This is a genomic window from Latilactobacillus curvatus JCM 1096 = DSM 20019, assembly GCF_004101845.1.
Taxonomy (GTDB): Bacteria; Bacillota; Bacilli; order Lactobacillales; family Lactobacillaceae; genus Latilactobacillus; species Latilactobacillus curvatus.
This window is the reverse complement of the sequence record NZ_CP026116.1, coordinates 1,718,898-1,739,165: the sequence shown is the minus strand read 5'-3', so window position 1 is coordinate 1,739,165 and position 20,268 is coordinate 1,718,898. Positions and strand designations below refer to the sequence as shown.

17 protein-coding genes and 3 pseudogenes are annotated in these 20,268 nt (G+C 42.4%); 8 read left to right on the top strand and 12 right to left on the bottom strand.

Annotation, left to right across the window (positions count from 1 at the left end; translation table 11 throughout):
- Nucleotides 1–15: 15 nt before the first annotated feature.
- From LCU_RS09025 to LCU_RS08995, 7 genes and pseudogenes are all read right to left on the bottom strand, one after another.
- Nucleotides 16–462 carry a PTS sugar transporter subunit IIA gene (locus LCU_RS09025; RefSeq protein ID WP_056966284.1) on the bottom strand — a complete coding sequence of 149 codons (447 nt, stop codon included), beginning with the start codon at nucleotides 460–462 and terminating at the stop codon, nucleotides 16–18.
- Complete coding sequence (locus LCU_RS09020) at nucleotides 463–2,382, bottom strand: BglG family transcription antiterminator (RefSeq protein ID WP_235805401.1); 1,920 nt, start codon at nucleotides 2,380–2,382, stop codon at nucleotides 463–465. It abuts the gene before it with no gap.
- A gap of 225 nt (nucleotides 2,383–2,607) precedes the next feature.
- A pseudogene (locus LCU_RS09015) lies at nucleotides 2,608–2,730 on the bottom strand (family 1 glycosylhydrolase); the annotation flags it as partial.
- A gap of 87 nt (nucleotides 2,731–2,817) precedes the next feature.
- A complete protein-coding gene (locus tag LCU_RS09010) occupies nucleotides 2,818–3,777 on the bottom strand; it encodes an ABC transporter permease (RefSeq protein WP_054644246.1) in 960 nt (319 codons plus the stop codon).
- A complete protein-coding gene (locus LCU_RS09005; protein WP_076787474.1) occupies nucleotides 3,777–4,856 on the bottom strand; it encodes an ABC transporter permease in 1,080 nt (359 codons plus the stop codon). Before LCU_RS09005 ends, LCU_RS09010 begins: the two co-directional genes overlap by 1 nt.
- Nucleotides 4,853–6,376 carry an ABC transporter ATP-binding protein gene (locus tag LCU_RS09000; RefSeq protein WP_054644245.1) on the bottom strand — a complete coding sequence of 508 codons (1,524 nt, stop codon included), beginning with the start codon at nucleotides 6,374–6,376 and terminating at the stop codon, nucleotides 4,853–4,855. The genes LCU_RS09005 and LCU_RS09000 overlap by 4 nt, the downstream gene beginning before the upstream one ends.
- 74 nt (nucleotides 6,377–6,450) lie before the next feature.
- Nucleotides 6,451–7,473 (bottom strand): BMP family lipoprotein, encoded by a 1,023-nt coding sequence (locus tag LCU_RS08995; RefSeq protein ID WP_056966960.1) that lies wholly within the window; start codon nucleotides 7,471–7,473, stop codon nucleotides 6,451–6,453.
- 174 nt (nucleotides 7,474–7,647) lie between these two features.
- Between LCU_RS08995 and LCU_RS08990 the strand changes: the two genes are divergently transcribed.
- The 4 genes from LCU_RS08990 to LCU_RS08975 all read left to right on the top strand — a co-directional run bounded on the left by LCU_RS08990 (nucleotide 7,648) and on the right by LCU_RS08975 (nucleotide 10,788).
- On the top strand, nucleotides 7,648–8,589 hold the full coding sequence (locus tag LCU_RS08990) for a nucleoside hydrolase (protein WP_056966958.1): 942 nt from the start codon (nucleotides 7,648–7,650) through the stop codon (nucleotides 8,587–8,589).
- A gap of 214 nt (nucleotides 8,590–8,803) precedes the next feature.
- The gene (locus LCU_RS08985) at nucleotides 8,804–9,574 is read left to right on the top strand and encodes a helicase domain-containing protein (RefSeq protein WP_054644243.1); all 771 of its coding nucleotides are present in this window, start codon (nucleotides 8,804–8,806) and stop codon (nucleotides 9,572–9,574) included.
- Nucleotides 9,575–9,621: 47 nt separating this feature from the next.
- Complete coding sequence (locus LCU_RS08980; protein WP_162255697.1) at nucleotides 9,622–10,293, top strand: UvrD-helicase domain-containing protein; 672 nt, start codon at nucleotides 9,622–9,624, stop codon at nucleotides 10,291–10,293.
- Between the two features lie 15 nt (nucleotides 10,294–10,308).
- Entirely contained in the window at nucleotides 10,309–10,788 is a 480-nt protein-coding gene (locus LCU_RS08975) for an ATP-binding domain-containing protein (RefSeq protein WP_081038344.1), read from the top strand.
- A 57-nt stretch (nucleotides 10,789–10,845) separates the two neighbouring features.
- Here the strand turns inward: LCU_RS08975 and LCU_RS08970 are convergent, their stop codons facing one another.
- Together LCU_RS08970 and LCU_RS08965 are read right to left on the bottom strand one after the other, a co-directional pair.
- Nucleotides 10,846–12,639 (bottom strand): ABC transporter ATP-binding protein, encoded by a 1,794-nt coding sequence (locus LCU_RS08970; protein ID WP_111447874.1) that lies wholly within the window; start codon nucleotides 12,637–12,639, stop codon nucleotides 10,846–10,848.
- A 3-nt stretch (nucleotides 12,640–12,642) separates the two neighbouring features.
- Nucleotides 12,643–14,354: pseudogene (locus LCU_RS08965) on the bottom strand (ABC transporter ATP-binding protein).
- 141 nt (nucleotides 14,355–14,495) lie between these two features.
- Here LCU_RS08965 and LCU_RS08960 point away from each other — a divergent pair.
- The gene (locus LCU_RS08960; RefSeq protein WP_054644241.1) at nucleotides 14,496–15,164 is read left to right on the top strand and encodes a TetR/AcrR family transcriptional regulator C-terminal domain-containing protein; all 669 of its coding nucleotides are present in this window, start codon (nucleotides 14,496–14,498) and stop codon (nucleotides 15,162–15,164) included.
- Between the two features lie 44 nt (nucleotides 15,165–15,208).
- Here LCU_RS08960 and LCU_RS08955 read toward each other — a convergent pair whose 3' ends face one another.
- On the bottom strand, nucleotides 15,209–15,442 hold the full coding sequence (locus LCU_RS08955; protein WP_054644240.1) for a hypothetical protein: 234 nt from the start codon (nucleotides 15,440–15,442) through the stop codon (nucleotides 15,209–15,211).
- Between the two features lie 304 nt (nucleotides 15,443–15,746).
- Nucleotides 15,747–16,016 carry a 30S ribosomal protein S14 gene (rpsN, locus tag LCU_RS08950; RefSeq protein ID WP_004265022.1) on the bottom strand — a complete coding sequence of 90 codons (270 nt, stop codon included), beginning with the start codon at nucleotides 16,014–16,016 and terminating at the stop codon, nucleotides 15,747–15,749.
- A gap of 392 nt (nucleotides 16,017–16,408) precedes the next feature.
- On the opposite strand from rpsN, the gene LCU_RS08945 reads away from it, so the two are divergent.
- The 3 genes from LCU_RS08945 (at nucleotide 16,409) to LCU_RS08935 (ending at nucleotide 19,213) form a co-directional block, all read left to right on the top strand.
- The gene (locus LCU_RS08945) at nucleotides 16,409–16,942 is read left to right on the top strand and encodes a PadR family transcriptional regulator (protein WP_056966748.1); all 534 of its coding nucleotides are present in this window, start codon (nucleotides 16,409–16,411) and stop codon (nucleotides 16,940–16,942) included.
- 222 nt (nucleotides 16,943–17,164) lie between these two features.
- Entirely contained in the window at nucleotides 17,165–18,703 is a 1,539-nt protein-coding gene (locus LCU_RS08940) for a BCCT family transporter (protein WP_255313581.1), read from the top strand.
- Nucleotides 18,704–18,745: 42 nt separating this feature from the next.
- Nucleotides 18,746–19,213, top strand: coding sequence for a DUF2798 domain-containing protein (locus LCU_RS08935; protein WP_056966752.1), 468 nt, complete (start codon nucleotides 18,746–18,748; stop codon nucleotides 19,211–19,213).
- A gap of 47 nt (nucleotides 19,214–19,260) precedes the next feature.
- Here LCU_RS08935 and LCU_RS08930 read toward each other — a convergent pair.
- Nucleotides 19,261–20,248: pseudogene (locus LCU_RS08930) on the bottom strand (aldo/keto reductase).
- Nucleotides 20,249–20,268 lie beyond the last annotated feature (20 nt).

The following is a 20,268-nucleotide window of genomic DNA, read 5'->3' as shown; positions in this document are numbered from 1 at the left end:
ATTCCTCCTAATTTTTTATGAAAGTAATTCTACAACTTCGTTTGTATCCGTAACTTTTTTTAATTTTTCAACAAGATCCTCATCCATTAACTTAACCGCAATTTCAGAGAGCAACGACAAATGTGTCGCGCCTTTTTCACTGTCAGGAATCGCCAGCATAACAACAATATCAACTGGTTTATCATCTAATGACTGCCATTCCACAGATTTCGCCATCTTAGCAAAAACAATCGCTGGTCTATTTACGCAAGCACTTTTCCCATGCGGAATTGCAATACCGTTCCCAACCCCCGTTGTAGAATGCACCTCTCTTTCTAAAACAGAATCAACATACATCTTTACATCTGTAATTACCTTTTGAGCATAAAGTAGCTCTGCTAATTCTTTAATAACTGCATCTCGAGAGCTAACCTCAAGATCTAACAAAACTCGACTAGAATTAAATACTTCTAAAACTTTCATCTATATGCCTTCTTTCAAATACTTAATTACCTTCTGCTGATTTTCGCGTTGCAAAATATTGCGCTGATTTTCATCTATTATTTCAAGTAGCGAGTCAAAAATTTTCTCCAATTCTTTGGGATTCTCATCGCTTACACAAATAAAGAAAATAAATCTTACGCTCTGGTCGCCCCATTCTATTTCATGATTTAACCTTAAAAATACAATTGCAGATTTTCTTACATAGTCTAATTTGCCATGCGGTGTTGCATATTTCCCAAAAGATGTTGCCGAAAATTCTTCCCTAGCTAGCGCACTTTGAATGATTCCTTCTGTTGCAAATCCTTTTTGAACTAAGTGCCTACCAATATATTCAATAACAGCTTCTTTAGATTCCAAATCAAGGTCCAGAAACACTAATTCAGGATGAATTAACTTACTAAATTCTATATTTCGAATTATCTCTATCCTTTTATTTTCGGATAAAAACTGCTTAATCCTACGATCATCCGTCTGATTTAAAATTGGCGAAACCACGATTAGAGGGTGATCTGGCAACGTAATATTAACTGTCGAAAGTACCAGTCCTTCGGTTATTTCTGTATGCCATAATTCATTAACCGATAGAATCCTATTAATCTTTAAATCCGGAAAAACCCTTCGTAGTCTTGCAGCAAGTAATTGTGCCGTGCCTTTACCACTGCTACATACTAAGAGAACTTTTAGATCTGAATCATCAGCTAACTTGGCTTGTTCTCTTTGTGCTTGAATGTGCACTGCAATATACGCCATTTCGTCTTCAGGGACATTAATTTGGTAAAAATCTTCCAAATTTTTCTTAATAGCAATTGCTTCATCAAAAGATAATGGAAAATTTGTTTTTATGTCATTTGTATAGGGATTGGTTAGAGGCAAGTTATTTTTAATTCGTTCAACTGCTACTTTCAGATGCACAACTAGCCCTTGTAAGCGACTTTCACTCAACGAATGATTTGTTCTTAAAATAATTGCTTCTACATCGCTATCCTTAATTGTTGAATCGCTTAATGCCGTAATACCGTAGGAACTCATTTTGAGATGAAAGCCAATATATTGAATTTCTAATTTTGACAACCCAATATCAAACGTATTTTCAATGCTAGTAACTAAAGGTCTAACATCTTCAAAATCACTATAATTCTGTAATAATGGCCGATCATTTTCTTGCAATAATCCATCATTTTTTATTCGCTCAACCGCTATTAAAATGTGCAGTATCAAAGACTGGTAGCCCATATCACTCATCTTGATTTTTTCAAATTGCATATAATTCTGCACAATGTCATTAATTTTCTTTAGCATTGAAATATTAATAAATTCTTGTGCAAAATCGGGGATTCCTTCTATCGTATGAATATAATGATTATCTTGCTGAATAACTTGCCAATTTTGCCCCCAAAAATAATGAATCAAATCTAAGGCTAATCTTCTACGTTCATATTCCATGATGTTTAAAAAAGACCCTTTTCCAGGGATTTTTTCAATTGTTACGTGAAACTGATTAAATATTTCATTTACTCTTACCATATCTTTATCTAACGTTGTTTTGCTAATAAATAAAAGCTCGGATAGTTTCTGTAAAGTAAAATAACTCGTGTTTTTCAAAATTTTAAAGCATATAAATTGGACTCGTTCCAATTTTGTAGTTGGTAATTGATGGTGCCCTGATTGATTAATTAAATCTGCAATAACCTGGCGACTTCCATTTAGAGAAACACCTACCTTAGGTTTACGTATTAATTTAATCTCACTTCCTTCAAAAAAATTTTCAATAACATCTAAAGATTTTGAAATTGTTCGATATGACAAATTCATCTTCTTTGCTATTTGGGAAATAGTTAGCTGTGGATTTTCTAACAGAATATCAACGATGTCATATTCACGTCTTTCTAGCACATTCACCACTATCCTTCCTGTATTTAACAATAACAAGTAAGCGCTTTTATGTGAACACTCACTTTTACCGCATTCAATGTTGTAAAAAGTGGGCAAAGCCACTATAGCCATTTTAACGCTTAATTATTCGTAATCATTTCAACTAAATCGTAAATATCGCAAAAAAAAGCTATGACAAATGAATTCGTCATAGCTTCCATTTATTATATCCGTTATCGCTTGATGCTATCTTTATAATGCCGCTCCATTGGTCGCAATCACTTTTTGATACCATTTGAAGCTGTCTTTCTTAATCCGTTTTCCGGATCCTTGCCCCTCTTTATCTATGGCGACGTAGATGAAGCCGTATCTTTTCAATCAGATGTCCCACTTGATGCGCCTGAACCACAAATCAATAAATCATTTTTCATTGCGCTCCACCACTTTTTTTATTGAAGCATTTTAATGACTCTTAATATAATTTTCGCCGTCCGCTGCTGGCGCGACGGCCTTGCCCAAGAAAATCACCAGAATAATAATCGTAATCGCGTATGGTGCAATTTGGAACCAAACACTATTCACACCTGCTAACACTGGAATATAGCCGCCGATAATCGGCAAACTTTGTGCGAGTCCGAAGAAAATCGCTGCACCTGTCGCGCCAATTGGATGCCACTTACCAAAAATCATCGCCGCCAATGCCATGAAGCCCTGACCTGAAATCGTCGCTGCGCTGAAGTTTAACGTAATCGACTGCGCCATCACCGCGCCACCAATGCCGCCTAACAAACCAGACAACATGACCCCGATATACCGGTAACGACTCACATTGATGCCCAGTGTATCGGCTGCCGCTGGATTTTCACCGACTGACCGCAAGCGCAGCCCAAATCGCGTTTTATACAGCACATACCAACTGATAATGCCGACCAAAACCGCAGCGTAAGCCACTAACGACGTCTTCGTAAATAAAATGGGGCCAATCACTGGAATTTGGGCCAAGCCGGGGAATGTGAAGTTACCGATGCTTTGATTAATCACCGGCGTTTGCCCCTTACCGCTATACAGCACACGGGTTAAGAAGACACACAATGCAGGCGCCAATAGGTTTAACACCGTCCCACTAATAATGTGATTAGCGCGCAATGTTACGGTCGCTAAAGCATGTAATAAGGAAAACAGTGCACCAAACAGTCCACCAACCAATAAGGCAATCCACGGCGTCAATCCGCCAAAAACCGTACTAAATTGAAGGGTAAAGACGGCACTGCTGAAAGCCCCAACAATCATAATCCCTTCTAAACCAACATTAATCACACCGCTATGCTCTGAAAAAGCACCACCCAAGGCTGTAAAAATCAATGGCGCCGCGTAAACTAACGTGGTCGCACAAATCGTCATTAAAATCATTGTGATTGTCATTATTTTTCAAGCCTCTCTTTCATCAACGCGTGTTTTTTCAGTAAGCGGTGATTGAGTAATTGTTCAAATAAGAAGCGCACACCCACGAAGAAGATAATCGATGCAATCACGATATTGACGATTTCTGTCGGAGTTGTTGAGTAGACGGAAATGCTTAAGCCACCAATCTGTAAAGCAGAGAATAAAATCGCCGCAAAGATAATCCCGATTGGATGCCCATTCGCTAATAACGCGACCGCCATTCCATTAAAGCCGATATCTGGTAAGGCATTTGAAACGGAAATATTTTGATAATTCCCTAGACCATCGACAGCCCCCGCTAACCCAGCTAGTAGTCCAGATAATAGCATTGCCCACATAATCGTTTGTTTCGTATTCATCCCCGCGTAACGTGCAGCTTGTTCGTTCAATCCAACTGCCTTAATTTCAAATCCAGTCTTCGACCGTTTCAAATACCACCACATCACAATCACCAAGACTAACGCGATGAAAAAGCCCCAGTGAAACGTTGAGTGATTGGTAATCTGTTCCAAAAAAGGGGTCCGCAAGCTTGCTTTAGGGACAATGTTGGCCGATGAGTCGCTGCCTTTTGGCGCCAACCAACGTTTAATCGCAAAATTGACGAAATACAATGCGATGTAGTTCAACATGATGGTTGTGATCACTTCACTGGTCCCAAAGTATGCCCGTAAAAAACCGGCCAACCAAGACCAAAAGCCACCGAGCAGCATCCCCGCTAAAATCGCGCCAAGAATCAAGAGAATCCCCGGTAAATTTTTAAAGTGGAGTGCAAAGACAATCGCGCCAAACCAGCCCACTAATAGCTGACCCGACCCACCAATATTGAAAAAGCCGGCTTTGCTCGCAATTGAAAAGCCAAGGGCTGTCAAAATTAACGGAGTCGCATTGCGTAATGTCTCGCCAATCGAATAGATATCGCCGAATGCGCCATTAAAGAGGTTACTGTAATTTTGAATAGGCGAATATCCAAAAACCAACATCACAACTCCGCCCACTAACAGTCCCGCCGCAACGGATAGGATTGCAATGATTAATCCTGAAGATTGTTGTTTATTCATTCGTCTCGCCCTCCTACTGGTTGTTGCCCGGCCATTAATAATCCGAGCGTCTGACTCGTTGTGGTTTGTGGATCAACTTCACCAACAATTTGACCGGCGTGCATTACAAGTACTCGGTCAGCTAACTTTAAAATTTCATCTAATTCAAAACTAACAAGTAAAATCCCACAGCCTTGGTTCCGTTGTTCAATCAAGCTCTGATGAATGTATTCAATCGCACCTACATCAACACCGCGGGTCGGATTGGCAGCAATCAAGACTTTTGGTTGTTTGGCGATTTCGCGCGCAACCACCACTTTTTGCTGATTGCCACCTGAAAGTTCTCCGGCAAGCGTTTGTTCAGATTGCGTCCGAATGTCGAATCGTTTAATCAGTTTCTGCGCCGTTTGATTGATCACCCGATAATTAAGCCAGCCTAGATGACTATACGGTTGATGGTAATAATCCTTCAGCGCTAAATTTTCAGCAATCGACAGTGGCAAAATCAAACCGATATTCTGGCGATCTTCTGGAATGCACCCTAAGCCTTGTTCACTAATTTGGCGTGGTGTCCGTTTCAATAATGACTGACCTCCTAATTCAATTTTTCCAGACTGCGGTTTTAATTGTCCGGTTAAAACCTGAATTAACTCACTCTGCCCGTTGCCATCAATCCCAGCAATTCCAACAATTTCTCCCGCATGCACGGTCAATCCCAGATCATCTAGAACAGTGCGTTTAGCAACACGAGCAGCGACATGTTCCACCGATAGCATCACAGCGCCTTGATTAGCCATTTTCGGTGTGGGGGCTTGTTGCGGACGGCCAACCATCATTTCCGCTAATTTTGTCGGATCCGTTTGTGCGACTAGTACCGTATCAATCACACGTCCGGCACGAATCACGACGCACCGATCAGCAACTTGTTTAATTTCCTTTAGTTTATGCGTGATAAAAATCAACGACTTCCCTTCCGCCTTTAACTTCTCAAAAATGGCAAGCAAGGCTTGAATTTCATTCGGTGTCAAAGCTGCAGTCGGTTCATCAAAAATCAATGTCGTTGCTTCTCGGTAAAGCGCCTTGATAATCTCAACCCGCTGTTGCATCCCGACCGAAATATCAGCGATTTTTCGATCAAGGTCGAGCGCCAGTTGGTATTTATCGACTAAAGCCGTGACCTTTTGCCGCGCCGTTGCATAGTCAATCCGGCCCTGTTTAGTTGGTTCGTCACCCAGGATAATGTTTTCTAAGACCGTAAAAGCCGGAATTAACATGAAATGTTGGTGTACCATCCCAATCCCGAGGGCTTTTGCATGTCGAGGGCCATTTAAGGTCACTGCTTGTCCGTTCACCAGTAATTGCCCCGCAGTCGGCTTTAATTGTCCGGTCAAAACACCCATCAAGGTTGATTTCCCCGCACCATTTTCACCAAGCAAGGCAAGGATTTCACCCTGTTGCAAGGTTAATGAAATATCATCATTGGCGGTAAAGGCGCCGAACCGTTTTGTAATGTGCTGCATTTCTATCACAGTTTTTGCCATTTTTACGCTCCATTCATTAAGCATACAAAAAGGATGGCTGATAACTGCTGCCATCCTTTAGCATTCAATAGTCGTTATTCTGCAGCAACTTTAATGGTGCCTGATTCAATTTTTTGTTGATATTCTTTGACTGCTTGCCATGTTTCAGGGGAAGCATTGTCGTTCACTAAGGCAACGCCTTTGTCTTTCAAATCATATGTGACGGTTTTGCCACCAGGGAATTTATCATTCTTAGCTTGGTTAGCAAGATCTTCCACTGCTGTGCCAACTTGTTTAACGGCAGATGCTAATGTGACGTTGCCACCATCATATTTCCCATCGGCTTTTTGATCTTGATCAACACCAATCACCCAGACTTTTTGACCACCCTTAGAAATGTTCTTAGCAGCGGTAAAGACGCCAGCGCCAGTGCCACCAGCAGCGTGATAAATAACATCCGCGCCGTTGTTGTACATCGCGGTTGCCAATGATTGGCCGACATCGGCTTTCGTAAATGAACCAGCATATTTCACATCAACGGTGATTGCTGGGTTAACGGCTTTCACCCCTTGTTTAAAACCAGCTTCGAATGTTTTCACGACGGCACTATCAATTCCACCGACAAAGCCGACTTTATTCGTCTTAGTGGTTTTCGCAGCGGCAACCCCGGCTAGGAATGATGATTGTTCTGTTTTAAAATTGACGGACGCGACGTTTTTCCGATTCTTAACGTTTGAATCGATGATTGCAAAGTTAACATTTGGATTATTCTTTGCAGATTGGCTGACCGCGTTATCTAACTTATAGCCAATCGCAAAAATTGTTTGGTATTTTGCCTTGATTAACTTATTAATGTTCGGGAAAAAGTCCGCATCAGAACTCGATTGTGCGTAATTGTAACCATTGACCCCTTTTTTAAGATCATGACTAGCACCCCATTTTTCCAAACCTTCCCAGGCAGATTGGTTAAAAGATTTATCATCAATCCCACCACCATCAGTGACTAAAGCGGCTGTGTGCGTTGCTTTCTTTGATGCTGTCTTTTGACTCCCGCACCCGGCTAACACGCCACCTAATACAAGGACTGTCGAGAAAAGTACGACCAAACTTTTTTTCATGAAATAAGCCTCCGTCAATAAATTTGATAATTTATTATAAACACGTTATCGACATAAAATCAATACATTTATTTCATTTTATAAAATATTGTTCGTTTATATTGTATTTGTTGCTAAGAAATATAGATAATGCTAATATTAATTGATAACTAACGAACAATCAGGAGGCGAACCATGCAAACACAAGTCTATTTTAATCACGATGGCGGTGTTGATGATTTGATTTCATTAACTCTGCTCCTACAAATGCCGACAATCAAACTACTTGGCGTCGGCGTAATTGGCGCTGATTCATATGTCGAACCAGCCGTTAGCGCGAGTCGTAAAATCATTGATACGTTTTCAGATCAATCAGCGCGGTTAGCTGTGGCCGCTTCTGACTCACGCGCAGTCCATCCTTTTCCAAAAGAATGGCGAACTGACGCTTACTCAGTCGATGCACTTCCCGTGCTCAATGAACGTGGCACCGTTCAAACGCCTCTGAGTCCTGAAGCCGCACATCTCGATCTAATCACTAAACTCAATCAAGCAACCGAACCCGTCACATTGCTCTTTACCGGCCCATTAACTGACTTGGCACGCGCACTCGCCATCAATCCAAGCATCGAATATAAAATCGCTAAACTTCTTTGGATGGGCGGTTCTTTTCTTGAACAAGGCAACGTTGCTGAGCCCGATTCTGATGGTACTGCTGAATGGAATGCCTTCTGGGATCCCGAAGCAGTGAAAACTGTCTTCGATACACAAATCCCTATTGAATTAGTCGGGCTCGAAAGTACGAATAATGTTCCCTTAACGCCGGCGATTCGCCAACGTTGGGCTAGTAAACGTGCCAATGCCATGATGGACTTTATCGGCACCTGTTACGCCTTTGTTCCTCAACTGGTCCATTTCAAAACTAATTCAACTTATTATTTATGGGACGTTTTAACAACTTGTTACCTTCTTGATCCAACAATCGTTAAAACAAAAGCCATTGTATGTGATGTCATTCCAAACGGAATTGCCGGCGGGCGCACGTTCTTAACTAAAAACGGACGTCCGGCTAAACTCGTCTACGACGTTGATGCAGCTGGATTTTTTGATCTAATTGAAACCATCATAAAAGCAGACTAATGCAAAAAGGAGCACCGACTTATCAGTCAGTGCTCCTTTTTTGAACGTGCTTTCATCAACAGCTTCCTGTGCTTTGCTACACTTAGCAAAGCGGTGCTTGCAGCGCCAATTCGCTAAGTTAGGCAAATGCTCAGAAGCTACCCGTTGATGACGCACTCCTTTTTTGAACGTGCTTGCTAAACTAGGGGAACAACTTTGTAAAGGGGCTGTTTGAATGACGACTGATTTCAATCAAGAACAAGCGCATCTATCCACTGTTTATCAACAATTAACCACCACTTTGACGGCCATCAATGATGCCCAATCGCAAAACCAGAAAAACGGCAACACCATCAAAGCGCAGATCACCGGTGAAGCCAAACTCAATTTCGATTCATACGCTGATAATCTTGATACATTCGCTGCTTTAGAAAGTATCAACAAGGAAATCGATATGCTCAACCTGAAAACCGATTCGCTCGTTGCACGTCATGATGAGACCTTACGGCTGTTAGAGCAACCCTACTTTGCAAAAATCACGCTGACTTTTCCTGAGGAAATAGACGCCGAAGATTTTTACCTTGGTTCAGCTAGCTTCACAAACCAAGCCGGCGATCCTGTGATTTACGATTGGCGTTCACCTATCGCCGATGTTTATTACCAGCAAACATTCGGCCCCACCAGTTATCAAGCTAACGGTCGCGCCATTGCGGTCAATCTCGACCGACGGCGCCAGTTCCAAATTCAAGCTGATCAGCTAATCGATTTCTTTGATACGCAGATTGCCATCGAAGATCCCTTGTTATTAGCCACTTTAAAAGAAGCCAAAACAACGCAAATGAGCGCCATTACCGCGACGATTCAAAAGGAACAAAACGCGATTATTCGGCAACAAACGACTGACCATTTACTCATCGATGGGATTGCGGGCAGTGGTAAAACATCGGTCATTTTTCAACGCATCGCCTATTTCAAGACTATATCGCCCAAGTTTTACCAGACTTAGGTGAACAAACACCAGTCAACTTAACCCTACAACAACTATTGGCGCAATTGTTACCTTCTGATCTAGCCGCACTCCCCATCGCTGATCAACCAGCTACTTTGACCATCACACAATTAACGTTGCAGGCGAGCGATTTCCAATCTTTAAGCCCTGGTTTACCGCTGACGATTGATGCCGCAACAAGCTACCAATTCTTCTTAAAAACACCGGTGGATACCCCGCTTGATAAACGAATACAAGCAACTCAGCAACAACTCACAAGTTGTCTACAGGAAAGCATCACAAATGAAGCCCAATCAGCAGATGCTTTAACTCAACTTGAAAGCCTCACTGAAACCGAGCAACAGCGCTTATTCGACCGCTTAATTCGCGAAGATGAACCACTAGCACCGCTAGCACGCAAAATGATTCGTCATGATTACCAAGACTTAGCTGATCAGCTAAGCGGTTATCAATGGCTTGCTTTTGATCAAATAATTGCCCGTCAAACACCGATTGATGCTGTTATTGCAGCTCAGATTTATGCTTATTTAACGCATCACGTCTTCCCAAACGTTAAGCAGGTCTTTATCGATGAAGTGCAGGACTATCACGCAAGCACGTTATCTCTTTTTAAACAACTTTTCCCCAAAGCACAGTTCACGGTTTTCGGTGATCAGCATCAAAGTATCACCCCGCATAAAGTACAATTCGAACAATTACCCACCATTTTTCCATAACTACAAACTGCGGCACTGCGCACAAGTTACCGCTCATCCGGTGCAATCACGACGTTATTTAGTCAACTATTCACCGATTTAACAGATGTCCATGCCGTTCAACCAGCAGGCAAGCGGCCAACGACGATTTGTGCGACTGATTTTAACGACTACCTCACCCAAATCCAAGCTCAGATTGACCAACTACCAACTGACCAAACCTTAGCCATCATCACGCCTGCTGGTGACTTTGACGAGCGGTTAACTGGCCTCAAAAATGTCCACCACTTATCCACAGAAACGACGAATCTCCCCGAAACCGGCGCCTTCACTTTACCGCTGACGCTGGCTAAAGGGTTAGAATTTGATAACGTTTTGTTGTACGATCTGACTAACAATTATTATACCGAGCCAACTGTCGGCCACAACCGCCTCTATACCGCCATTTCGCGGGCAACGCATCAATTGACGCTCAGCGCACTGGGCAAGTTGCCGGTTGAATTAAATGGCCAATAAATTGGTCATTTGACTGACTAGGCTAGTCCTCAAAATATAAACGCTCGCTGTCGCACTCTATTCAAATACAAACTGATTGTTGTACAGTTCGGCGTAGAAGCCTTTTTCGTCTAGTAATTCTTGGTGACTGCCTTCTTCGATGATGCGACCGTCTTTGAGGACGATAATGCGATCCGCATTGAGAATCGTCTTTAAACGATGGGCAATCACGAAACTGGTTCGGCCTTGGATGACGTTGTCCATCGCTTTTTGGATATGACTTTCAGTCACCGTATCGACGTTACTTGTCGCTTCATCCAAAATTAAGAGCGCTGGACCGGTGATAATCGTCCGAGCGATACTGATCAATTGTTTCTGACCGGTACTGAAGATGTTATCTTCTTCACTGACAGCCGTTTGATAACCATCATCTAACGTCATAATGAAGTCATGAATATGGGCTTGCTGGGCAGCTGCCACCACTTCTTCATCTGTTGCATCGGGTTTCCCGAAGACAATGTTGTCGCGAATCGTTCCTGAGAAAAGCACGGATTCTTGCAACACGATGCCGACGTGCGAGCGTAATGCATCCAAATCCATTTCACGGATATCAATGTCATCAATCTTGACTGCGCCTTGATCAACATCATAGAACCGATTCATCAAGTTCATGACGGTTGTCTTCCCAGAACCAGTTGGACCAACCAACGCAATCATTTGGCCCTTATCCACTTCGATATTCACATCATGCAAAATTTGCTTACCTGGTAAATAGCTAAAGTCGACATGTTCCATGGTCACGGAGCGTTCAATGCCCTCAAATTGCACACCGTCGGTTGGACGCACTTCATCGTCTTCATCAAACACTTCATTCACTCGGCGGGCACCGGTAATTGCCAATTGAATCATGCTGTAACTCGATGAAAGTTGTGCGATCTGGTTATAGAATTGTTGTGAATATTGAACGAATGTTACAACTAAGCCCAAAGCGATCGACTTTTTAATGTCACCGTTCACCGCTAACCAGCTACCATAGGAAATCACAATTGCGGTATTCACCAACGACATCCCTTGCATCAACGGAAAGATCATCCCAGAATAAATCTGACCTTTTAAAGTCGCCTTGCGGACATTTTCATTATGTTCAATGAAGCCATCAATCGTTTCTTCTTGAAGGCTGTTAGTAATAATCACTTTTTGGCCCGTGATTTTTTCGTTAATGTAGCCATTGAGTTTCCCGACTTCATCTTGTTGCACATTAACGTATTTTTGCGCTTTATTAATGATGATCCAAGCAAGGATGAATGAAATTGGGACGGAAGCAATTGTCACCCAAGCGAGCTGCACATCTTTTCTAAACATCATAATCAATAAACCAATTAAGAGCGCCGTGCCTGATACAAGTTGGCTCAACACTTGATTCATCGCATTGTAAATATTATCTAAGTCACTCGTAAAGCGGCTGAGAATATCGCCATCTGAATGACGGTCGAAATATTTAATCTGCATTTTTTGGAGCTTATTGAATAACCCAATCCGCATCCGGTTGGTTGATAACGCGTTGACGCGTGAGAAAACCGCGCCTGATACCAACGTCGCTGCTGAACTAAAGACGTAGAATAAAATCAACGATACAATCACCTCTACGAAGGCGTCTTTAGATGCCCCACTGGTTGGCAAATGTTGGGCTTTTAAAATTTGAAATTTCGTTGCATATTTGACTAACTCATTGAGCGCGTCCCCGATATATTCGGGTGCTTTCACCTGAAGATAAGTCGCAATCACAGTCATCACGAGGATGATTGCAAAAGAAGGTTTATACCGCTTTAGATAATGGAAAAAGAACTTCATTGCTCGGTTAAATTCTCGCATTGGTTATCCTCGCTTTCCTTTTTGCGTTTCAAAGATTTCTCGATAGACATCACTGGTTTCAAGTAATTCATGATGGTTACCAACACCGACTAAACGACCTTCATCTAACACTAAAATCCGATCCGCGTTGACCACAGATGAAATCTTTTGCGCGATAATTAGTGTTGTTGTGCCAGCTAATTCACGGTCTAACGCCTCTTTAACTAATTTTTCAGACCGGGCATCTAAGGCACTAGTACTATCATCCAAAATCAGAATCTTCGGTTGCCCGATTACCCCCCGTGAAATTGAGAGCCGTTGTTTTTGACCACCAGAGAAGTTCGCACTGCGTTCTTCGACGGTTGCATCATATTGATCAGCAAGCTTTTCGATGAACTCTTTGGCTTGGGCAATCCCCGTTGCGCGGTCCATATCGGCGTCATCCGCATCTTTTTTCCCGTGCTTCAAGTTTTGTGCGATTGTGCCGGAGAATAAAATCGCTTTTTGGAGGACAAATGAAACGGCGCTGTGTAAATTATGTTCGTTTAAATCTTTGATTGGCACGCCGCCAATTTTAATCTGCCCTTCAGTCGGATCGAACAAGCGCGGAATCAATTGCGCCATCGTTGACTTACCGGCCCCAGTTGCGCCGACAATCCCAATCATTTCACCAGCGTTAATTTTGAAATTAATATCTGTTAACGTGTTACGATCGTCTTCTGGATAACGGAAGCTGACGTGATCGAATTCCAACGTCCCCGCTAAGTCTTGATCAGGGACATCTGGATAAACGATATCAGGCTCTGTTGAAAGAATTTCTTGGAGTCGCTTCAACGAAACTGCCCCACGAGATGCCATCATCATCATCATGCCGCCCATGATGATCGACATCATGATTTGCATTAAGTAATTCATAAATGAGGCAATCGCCGCAATCGCTTCTGGATCCGTATCGACTAAGTTTCCAACGAAATAGATTGATGCGACAACCGCTAAGTTCGCCACCAACATGAACGCTGGAATCATCACAGAAAAAAGCATCCCGACGATTGTCGTATGGTGTTCTAATTGATTGCTTGTTTTGAGAAGCGACTGATTTCGTTATCTTCTTGGACAAAAGACTTCACAATCCGCGTGCCCATTAAATTTTCTTTAGCGAGGTTATTAATCTTATCGATTAAATTTTGGATGGCACCGAAGTGTTTCCCCATCGAACCCATTGATAAGAATGTAATGATGAAGACCGCGATCACTAAGAGCACGATAATCCACCATAAACTCGGAATCGAATTCATCGCAAGGATGAAACTGCCGACAAATAAAATCGGGATTCTAAAAATCGTTTGGAGCGTCATCATAATGACGTTTTGAACCTGGGTCATATCATTGGTCAAACGCACGGATAAATTCCCAACTGAGAATTTTTCAATATTGGCAAATGAGAAAGTCTGTATCTTCCGGAAAGTAGTTTCCCGCATATCGGCAGTCATTCCCTGCGCCGTCATCGCCGACGTAATGGTGTTGACCACGCCCGCAATTAAACCAACCACGGCAATTACAATCAAATAAATTCCAATTTGACGTACCTTATCTTGATCGCCTTTCATAATCCCTTCCAAAACATCTTGTAATAGTTTTGGTTGCCATAGTGAAGACGCAACAGAAATAACCGTCGCTAAAATGGAAAGACTAAACACGCCCCAATAAGGCTTTAAGTGCTGTTTAAGTATCGACATGAGCATCCCTCTTTTTCTGTAGTTGAATCTCCTGTACAAATCCTGTACAGTATAATCGAACAGTGTTCGAGTTACTACTTTATCAAATTTTAAAACGAATTACAATCATCTTTTCATAAAAAGTGAAGGAGCTTCATTAATATGGTAAAACAGTCAATCTCTGCCGAGCAAATCATCACTGCCGCGTTTGAAATTTTACAAGCATCCGGGACCGTCGATGCCCTTTCAATTCGTAAAATTGCCAATCAATTAGACATCGGGGCGGCCACATTTTACTGGCATTTCGAAAACAAACAAGCCCTCCTACAGGCGATGGCTGATAACATTATTCAACAAATTGAGATTGAGCCATGTAACACAACCTTAGAATGGACAGACCAAATTCGCCAAATTTTTAGCGCCATTTACACCACTTACATAGCACAGCCCTATGCCGCTGAGTTGATGATGCGGACCGTCCCTGCAACTAAGGCCCGCCTAGGTCTTATCAACCACTTAATTCAAATCCTTTTGGATGCCGGTTTCACGCCAGAACAAGCAAGCCTAGCGATTGAATCCATCGATCACTTCATGTCCGGTCTCTTCACTGACATCACCGGTGAGCTTGAGATGAAACATCGCGTCTCACAACATAAAGACACTTATCTTGCACAGTTACCGCTTAAAATGCAGCAGATTGCGACTGACAATCATTACAATGCTTTCTTAAAAACTTTTGAACATCATCGGCACCAACAACAACGCTCACTGGAAAAATTCATGCTAGGCCTCGATATTTTCCTCGCTGGTTTGCAACAACAACTTGCTTAAATAAAAAGCGCGCAGACAACTGATTGTCTGCGCGCTTTTTACATTTAAACTGCTTTTGAACGAATCCCGAATCCATAACTCAGAGCCATCACGCCGACAATCATGATCATGTATAACGGTAATCTAGTATTCGATCCCGTATGCAATAGACTCATGCCGTACGTTAAGGCGCTGATTGCGAGGTAGTAGCCAAAACTAAACAACCCGCTGGCCGTGCCGATCACATCTTCGTAACCCACTAATGCTAAATTCAAGACCACCGGTAAGGTCGTATTCAATCCCCACAAGAAAAGAGGCCGTGGGACGACCTCTTCTTTTGTGGGTTTCTAGCTTTAACGCGCTTTTTGAAACTGACTTCTGTGCTTAGCTCCAATCCGTAAACAATCGACTACGTCGCTCATTTACAGATTTAGGCTAGTGCTCGAAGTCAAACCGTTTCAAACGCGCTTCTATTTCTTTAACGTGCTTTTAATTCGCAACCTTCTGCGCCTTGCTACATCAACCAGACAATCGCCCTTGGCGCTTATCCTTCTGATTAGGCAAGTGCTCAAAGGCTAACCGCGAATTAACGCACTCATTTTTTTACCAGCTTGCTTTTTTGACGCCTGGGATTTGGCCTTTATGGGCTAATTCGCGAAAGTTGATGCGGCTCATACCAAATTGCCGCATGAAACTTCTTGGTCGACCATCGATTACATCGCGGTTCCGCAATCGCACTGGGCTAGAATCCTTGGGTAATTGAGAAAGGGCTAAGTAATCGCCCTTTGCTTTTAATTCTGCGCGCAAGTCAGCGTATTTCGCTACTAATGCGCGTTGTTTTGCTAATTTTGCCACTTTTGATTTTTTTGCCATTGATAAAACTCCTTTTTACCGTGCTTTCAAAAGCATCCTGTTCCGGTTAGCTACATTAGCCAAACAATCGGTTACGCCGCTAATTTGGCTAATTAGGCTAATCCTCACAGGATAACCACTTTTGACGCACTCATTTTCTTTAACGTGCTTTTAATTCGCAGACTTCTGCGCTTAGCACCGTGAATCAAATCATCGACTTCGTCGCTAATTCGCTTCCCCGTACTAATACTCAAAAGTTGATTAAGCTTGAACGCACTTTTCCCCGATTGAAATAGCCTACGCTAACTATTTATGAAATGCAATTAAAAAGACTTATAAAAAGTAACCATTTTTCAACACTGGCCTGTGCTATACTTAATCTAAGTTGATTTCACAGAAAGGGGCACTTTCAGATGGCCCAAAAAAACATTCTCCAATACTTAATTCTCGGGCTGTTAAATCAGTCTCCCAAAACCGGTTATGATTTAAAACGCGTCTTTGAAGATGATATCGGTGAGTTCTGGCAAGCCCAACACAGCCAAATCTATCCTGAACTCAAGCGACTCGAACAGGCTGATCGGATCACCCACGTCGAATTGATCGCCGGAACAAAATTAAAAAAGAAGCAGTATTCAATCACTGCAGATGGGATTGCCTTTTTTGACGAGTGGCGATACTCCCCAACCAGCGAAATTATTGCCAGCAAAGACGAATTTATTTTGAAGCTATACTTTATCGACTCAAAAAATGATGCTCATTTAGACGCAATGTTCACCGAACAAAAAAACTTACACCAAGCCAAACTAGATCACCTACTCGACCGGCGTCAAACCCTTTTCAGCCAACAAGCTGCGGTGGATGCGCACTATGGTCATTATCTTATTTTAGAACACGCGATTAACCGCGAACAAGACTATCTTAATTGGTTAACAACCGCACGGCCGTAAAATCGACCCTTAACAAATTTGAGATAAGTGCTATCCTATTAGTAAGAAGTAAATCAAGTTAGGCTGTTTCTTCATTTGTATACGTTATAATAACGCGCTTGTACAGGTGGTCAGTTGACCAATTGTATGGGCGCTTTTTTTGTTTGATCCAGCAACCTAGACTTTAACAAATTCAGGAGGAATATTATTTTAAAGCGCAAGAATGTTGATAAAGTCGTCTTCATCCCCACGATGTTACTGTTCGGGATTGTCTCCGCATTTTTAATGTTGGGGGGTGACACGCTTCAGCAGTCGATTTCACAACTACTTGATGTGATGACGGCACATTCTAAATGGCTTTACATTGGTATTTATATCATTAATTTTATTTTCCTATTTTGGTTGGGGTGTAGTCACTATGGCCATATCCGCCTCGGCCAACCAAATGAAAAGCCAGAATATAACGACTTCCAATGGGGGAGTATGGTTTTTGCAACTGGGATTGACGCTAGCATCTTAATGCTTAGTACCACTGATCCACTGCAATACTTACAGAACCCACCATTTGGCGCTAAACCTTTCTCGGCTGAAGCATACCGCTACGCCAACGTCTGTGGGCAATTTCACTGGGGACCCATGGCATGGATGATTTTTGCCACCGCGACTGTCGCAATTGGCTACGCTCTCTATGTTAAGAACTTACGGGTACAACGTTTAAGCGCCGCAATCGACCTATTAGAAGGACCACAACCTTACAAAAAAATAATTCGCAAATTAATCGACTTTACCGTTGTTTTCGGCATTATGGGGGGCATCGGCTCATCAATCGGAATGGAAATTCCCGTGATTTCAAAAGTCTTGAGCACAATGACCGGTTTGAATGATACCATCTGGCTTAAACTTGCCCTCTTCATTATCTTACTGGTGCTATTCACCCTCACGGTATATGCCGGCTTAGATAAAGGCATTAAGAAGCTCAGTGCTTGGCATATCTATACTGCCATTGGCTTTTTATTACTCGTCTTACTAATCGGTCCGACATTCAAGCTAATTGGCGCTGAAGGCCGCGATGTCTTCCATCTCTTTGGTAACTTCGGGCGTTTAAGTTTAAATCAGACTGGTGCACACAGTGCGTTCGCACAACACGAAACCCTCTTTTACTGGGGATGGTGGTTATCTTACATGCCTGTCATGGGCTTATTCATCGCTCGGATTTCACGCGGCCGAACCATTCGCCAAGTTTTATTGGGAATGGCGACATACGGCGCATTTAGTTGTATGAGCTTTTACGCTGTACTTGGCGGTTATGCGCTCTTCTTACAACGTTCCGGTCAAATCGATCTTGTTCATCTATTGAATACCCAAGGACAAGCCGCTGTCATCGCGGCGGTCATCACGACCTTACCGTTCAAAATTATCATGTTAGCAATTTTCTGTCTGTCATGTTTCATTTTCCTGGCGACAACGATCTCTTCTTCGGCCTTCATCGTCTCATCATTTACCAGTCTTGAATTGAAAATCGGAGAACAACCTAATCGTTGGAATCGGATGGCTTGGGTGATCATTTTCATTCTATTTTCACTTGGAATTGTACTTGTCGGTAGTTTCCAAACCATTCAAGCCGTTTGCGTGATTGCTGGTTTCCCATTGATTTTTGTCTGCGCATTATTGCTCGTTTCGATTTTTCACGCCGTTCATGATGGCGAGATTCCCATTGAAATTGAAAAAGAAGAAACTTCTCATTTTCTGAAAAAAAAGCTTACGCCGAAATTTTTTATGTGATACGGTTATATCTGTTAACTTTTCAGAAAGAAGGAATTTAAAATGCCAACTAATAAAAAAGAAGGTATTATTTTTACAACATTAATGTGTTTCTGCATGGTACTTGGAATGAGTATCTATAACTTAGTTTTACATGATAGTCTATCATGGGGTGCTTTGTCTACCGGTTTAATTCCAGGTTTCATCGTCGCATTTATTCTAGATGTATTCGTTGTCGGTGCAATTGCTAAAAAAATCGCATTTAGCTTACCATTGAACAAAGAAAATAAATTAGTCATGATTCTCACAATTTCATGTTTAATGATTCTCGGCATGGTCACATGTATGTCACTTTTCGGAATTCTCATCGAAGGTGGTATCCCTGACCACTTAGGTAGTGTCTATCGTCACACATGGTTGATGAATGTCATCGTCGCATTACCATTACAACTGATCATCGTGGGACCTTTCTCACGCGCCATTCTTGGTAAAATCCAAGCAAACGCAGCCGCAACTGAAACAGCTGAATAAAAACAAAAAAAACGACGACTAGCTTACGTAGCTAGTCGTCGTTTTAATTATGCTAATATTTTTTGAATAGCCGCTAATTCTTCGGCCGTAAACGTTAAGTTATCTAGTGCATGCACACTGTCTTGTAATTGACTCAAGCGCGAAGCACCAACTAACACACTGGCTACAGTCGGCTGTTGTAAATTCCACGCAAGCGCCATTTCAGCCAATGATTGCACACGTTGTTGCGCAATTTTGTTCAATTCTTGAACCGTACTGATTGTTTGATCAACCTTTTCAGGTGATAGGAAGGGACTATCTGGACGAGCTTGCCCGCGAATCAGCTGGAATCCCGTTTAAATAACGATTGGTCAATAATCCCTGTGCCAACGGACTAAACGTAATTGCACCGATACCTTCATCCGCCAAGACATCCGTTAGTCCATCTTCAATCCATCGATCGAGCATGTTATAACGTGGTTGATGAATAATAAAGGGTGTCCCGAGCGCTCTGAAAACCTTCGTAATCGCTTTGGTTTGTTCTGCCGAATAATTCGAAATCCCAATATATAGCGCCTTTCCTTGTTGCACCAATAAATCTAGGGCCCGAGCTGTTTCTTCAATCGGCGTATCTGGATCTGGTCGGTGATGATAGAAAATATCGACGTAATCTGACTGAAGTCGTTTTAGTGACTGATCACAGCTAGCGATAATATTCTTCTTAGAGCCCCACTCACTATAGGGACCGGGCCACATATAATAGCCAGCCTTCGATGAAATAATCATTTCATCACGATAGCGACGCAGATTATCATGTAAAATCCGCCCAAAGTTTTCCTCGGCGCTGCCCGCTGGTGGCCCCTAATTATTCGCCAAATCGAAATGAGTGATGCCCATATCGAACGCGCCAAAAATCGTTTCCTTTTGAGTCGCCATCTTATCGGTTTCACCAAAGTTATGCCATAACCCTAATGAAATCGCTGGTAATTTCAACCCAGAATGTCCGACGCGGTTATATTGCATCCCTTGATAACGGGTTTCTAATGCGTGATACATGTACAACGCCTTCTCTACTC

Coding starts and splice junctions, on each gene's coding strand:
- LCU_RS09025 (WP_056966284.1), bottom strand. CDS start 462: ATGAAAGTTTTAGAAGTATTTAATTCTAGTCGAGTTTTGTTAGATCTT.
- LCU_RS09010 (WP_054644246.1), bottom strand. CDS start 3,777: ATGACAATCACAATGATTTTAATGACGATTTGTGCGACCACGTTAGTT.
- LCU_RS09005 (WP_076787474.1), bottom strand. CDS start 4,856: ATGAATAAACAACAATCTTCAGGATTAATCATTGCAATCCTATCCGTT.
- LCU_RS09000 (WP_054644245.1), bottom strand. CDS start 6,376: ATGGCAAAAACTGTGATAGAAATGCAGCACATTACAAAACGGTTCGGC.
- LCU_RS08995 (WP_056966960.1), bottom strand. CDS start 7,473: ATGAAAAAAAGTTTGGTCGTACTTTTCTCGACAGTCCTTGTATTAGGT.
- LCU_RS08990 (WP_056966958.1), top strand. CDS start 7,648: ATGCAAACACAAGTCTATTTTAATCACGATGGCGGTGTTGATGATTTG.
- LCU_RS08985 (WP_054644243.1), top strand. CDS start 8,804: ATGACGACTGATTTCAATCAAGAACAAGCGCATCTATCCACTGTTTAT.
- LCU_RS08970 (WP_111447874.1), bottom strand. CDS start 12,639: ATGCGAGAATTTAACCGAGCAATGAAGTTCTTTTTCCATTATCTAAAG.
- LCU_RS08960 (WP_054644241.1), top strand. CDS start 14,496: ATGGTAAAACAGTCAATCTCTGCCGAGCAAATCATCACTGCCGCGTTT.
- rpsN (WP_004265022.1), bottom strand. CDS start 16,016: ATGGCAAAAAAATCAAAAGTGGCAAAATTAGCAAAACAACGCGCATTA.
- LCU_RS08945 (WP_056966748.1), top strand. CDS start 16,409: ATGGCCCAAAAAAACATTCTCCAATACTTAATTCTCGGGCTGTTAAAT.
- LCU_RS08935 (WP_056966752.1), top strand. CDS start 18,746: ATGCCAACTAATAAAAAAGAAGGTATTATTTTTACAACATTAATGTGT.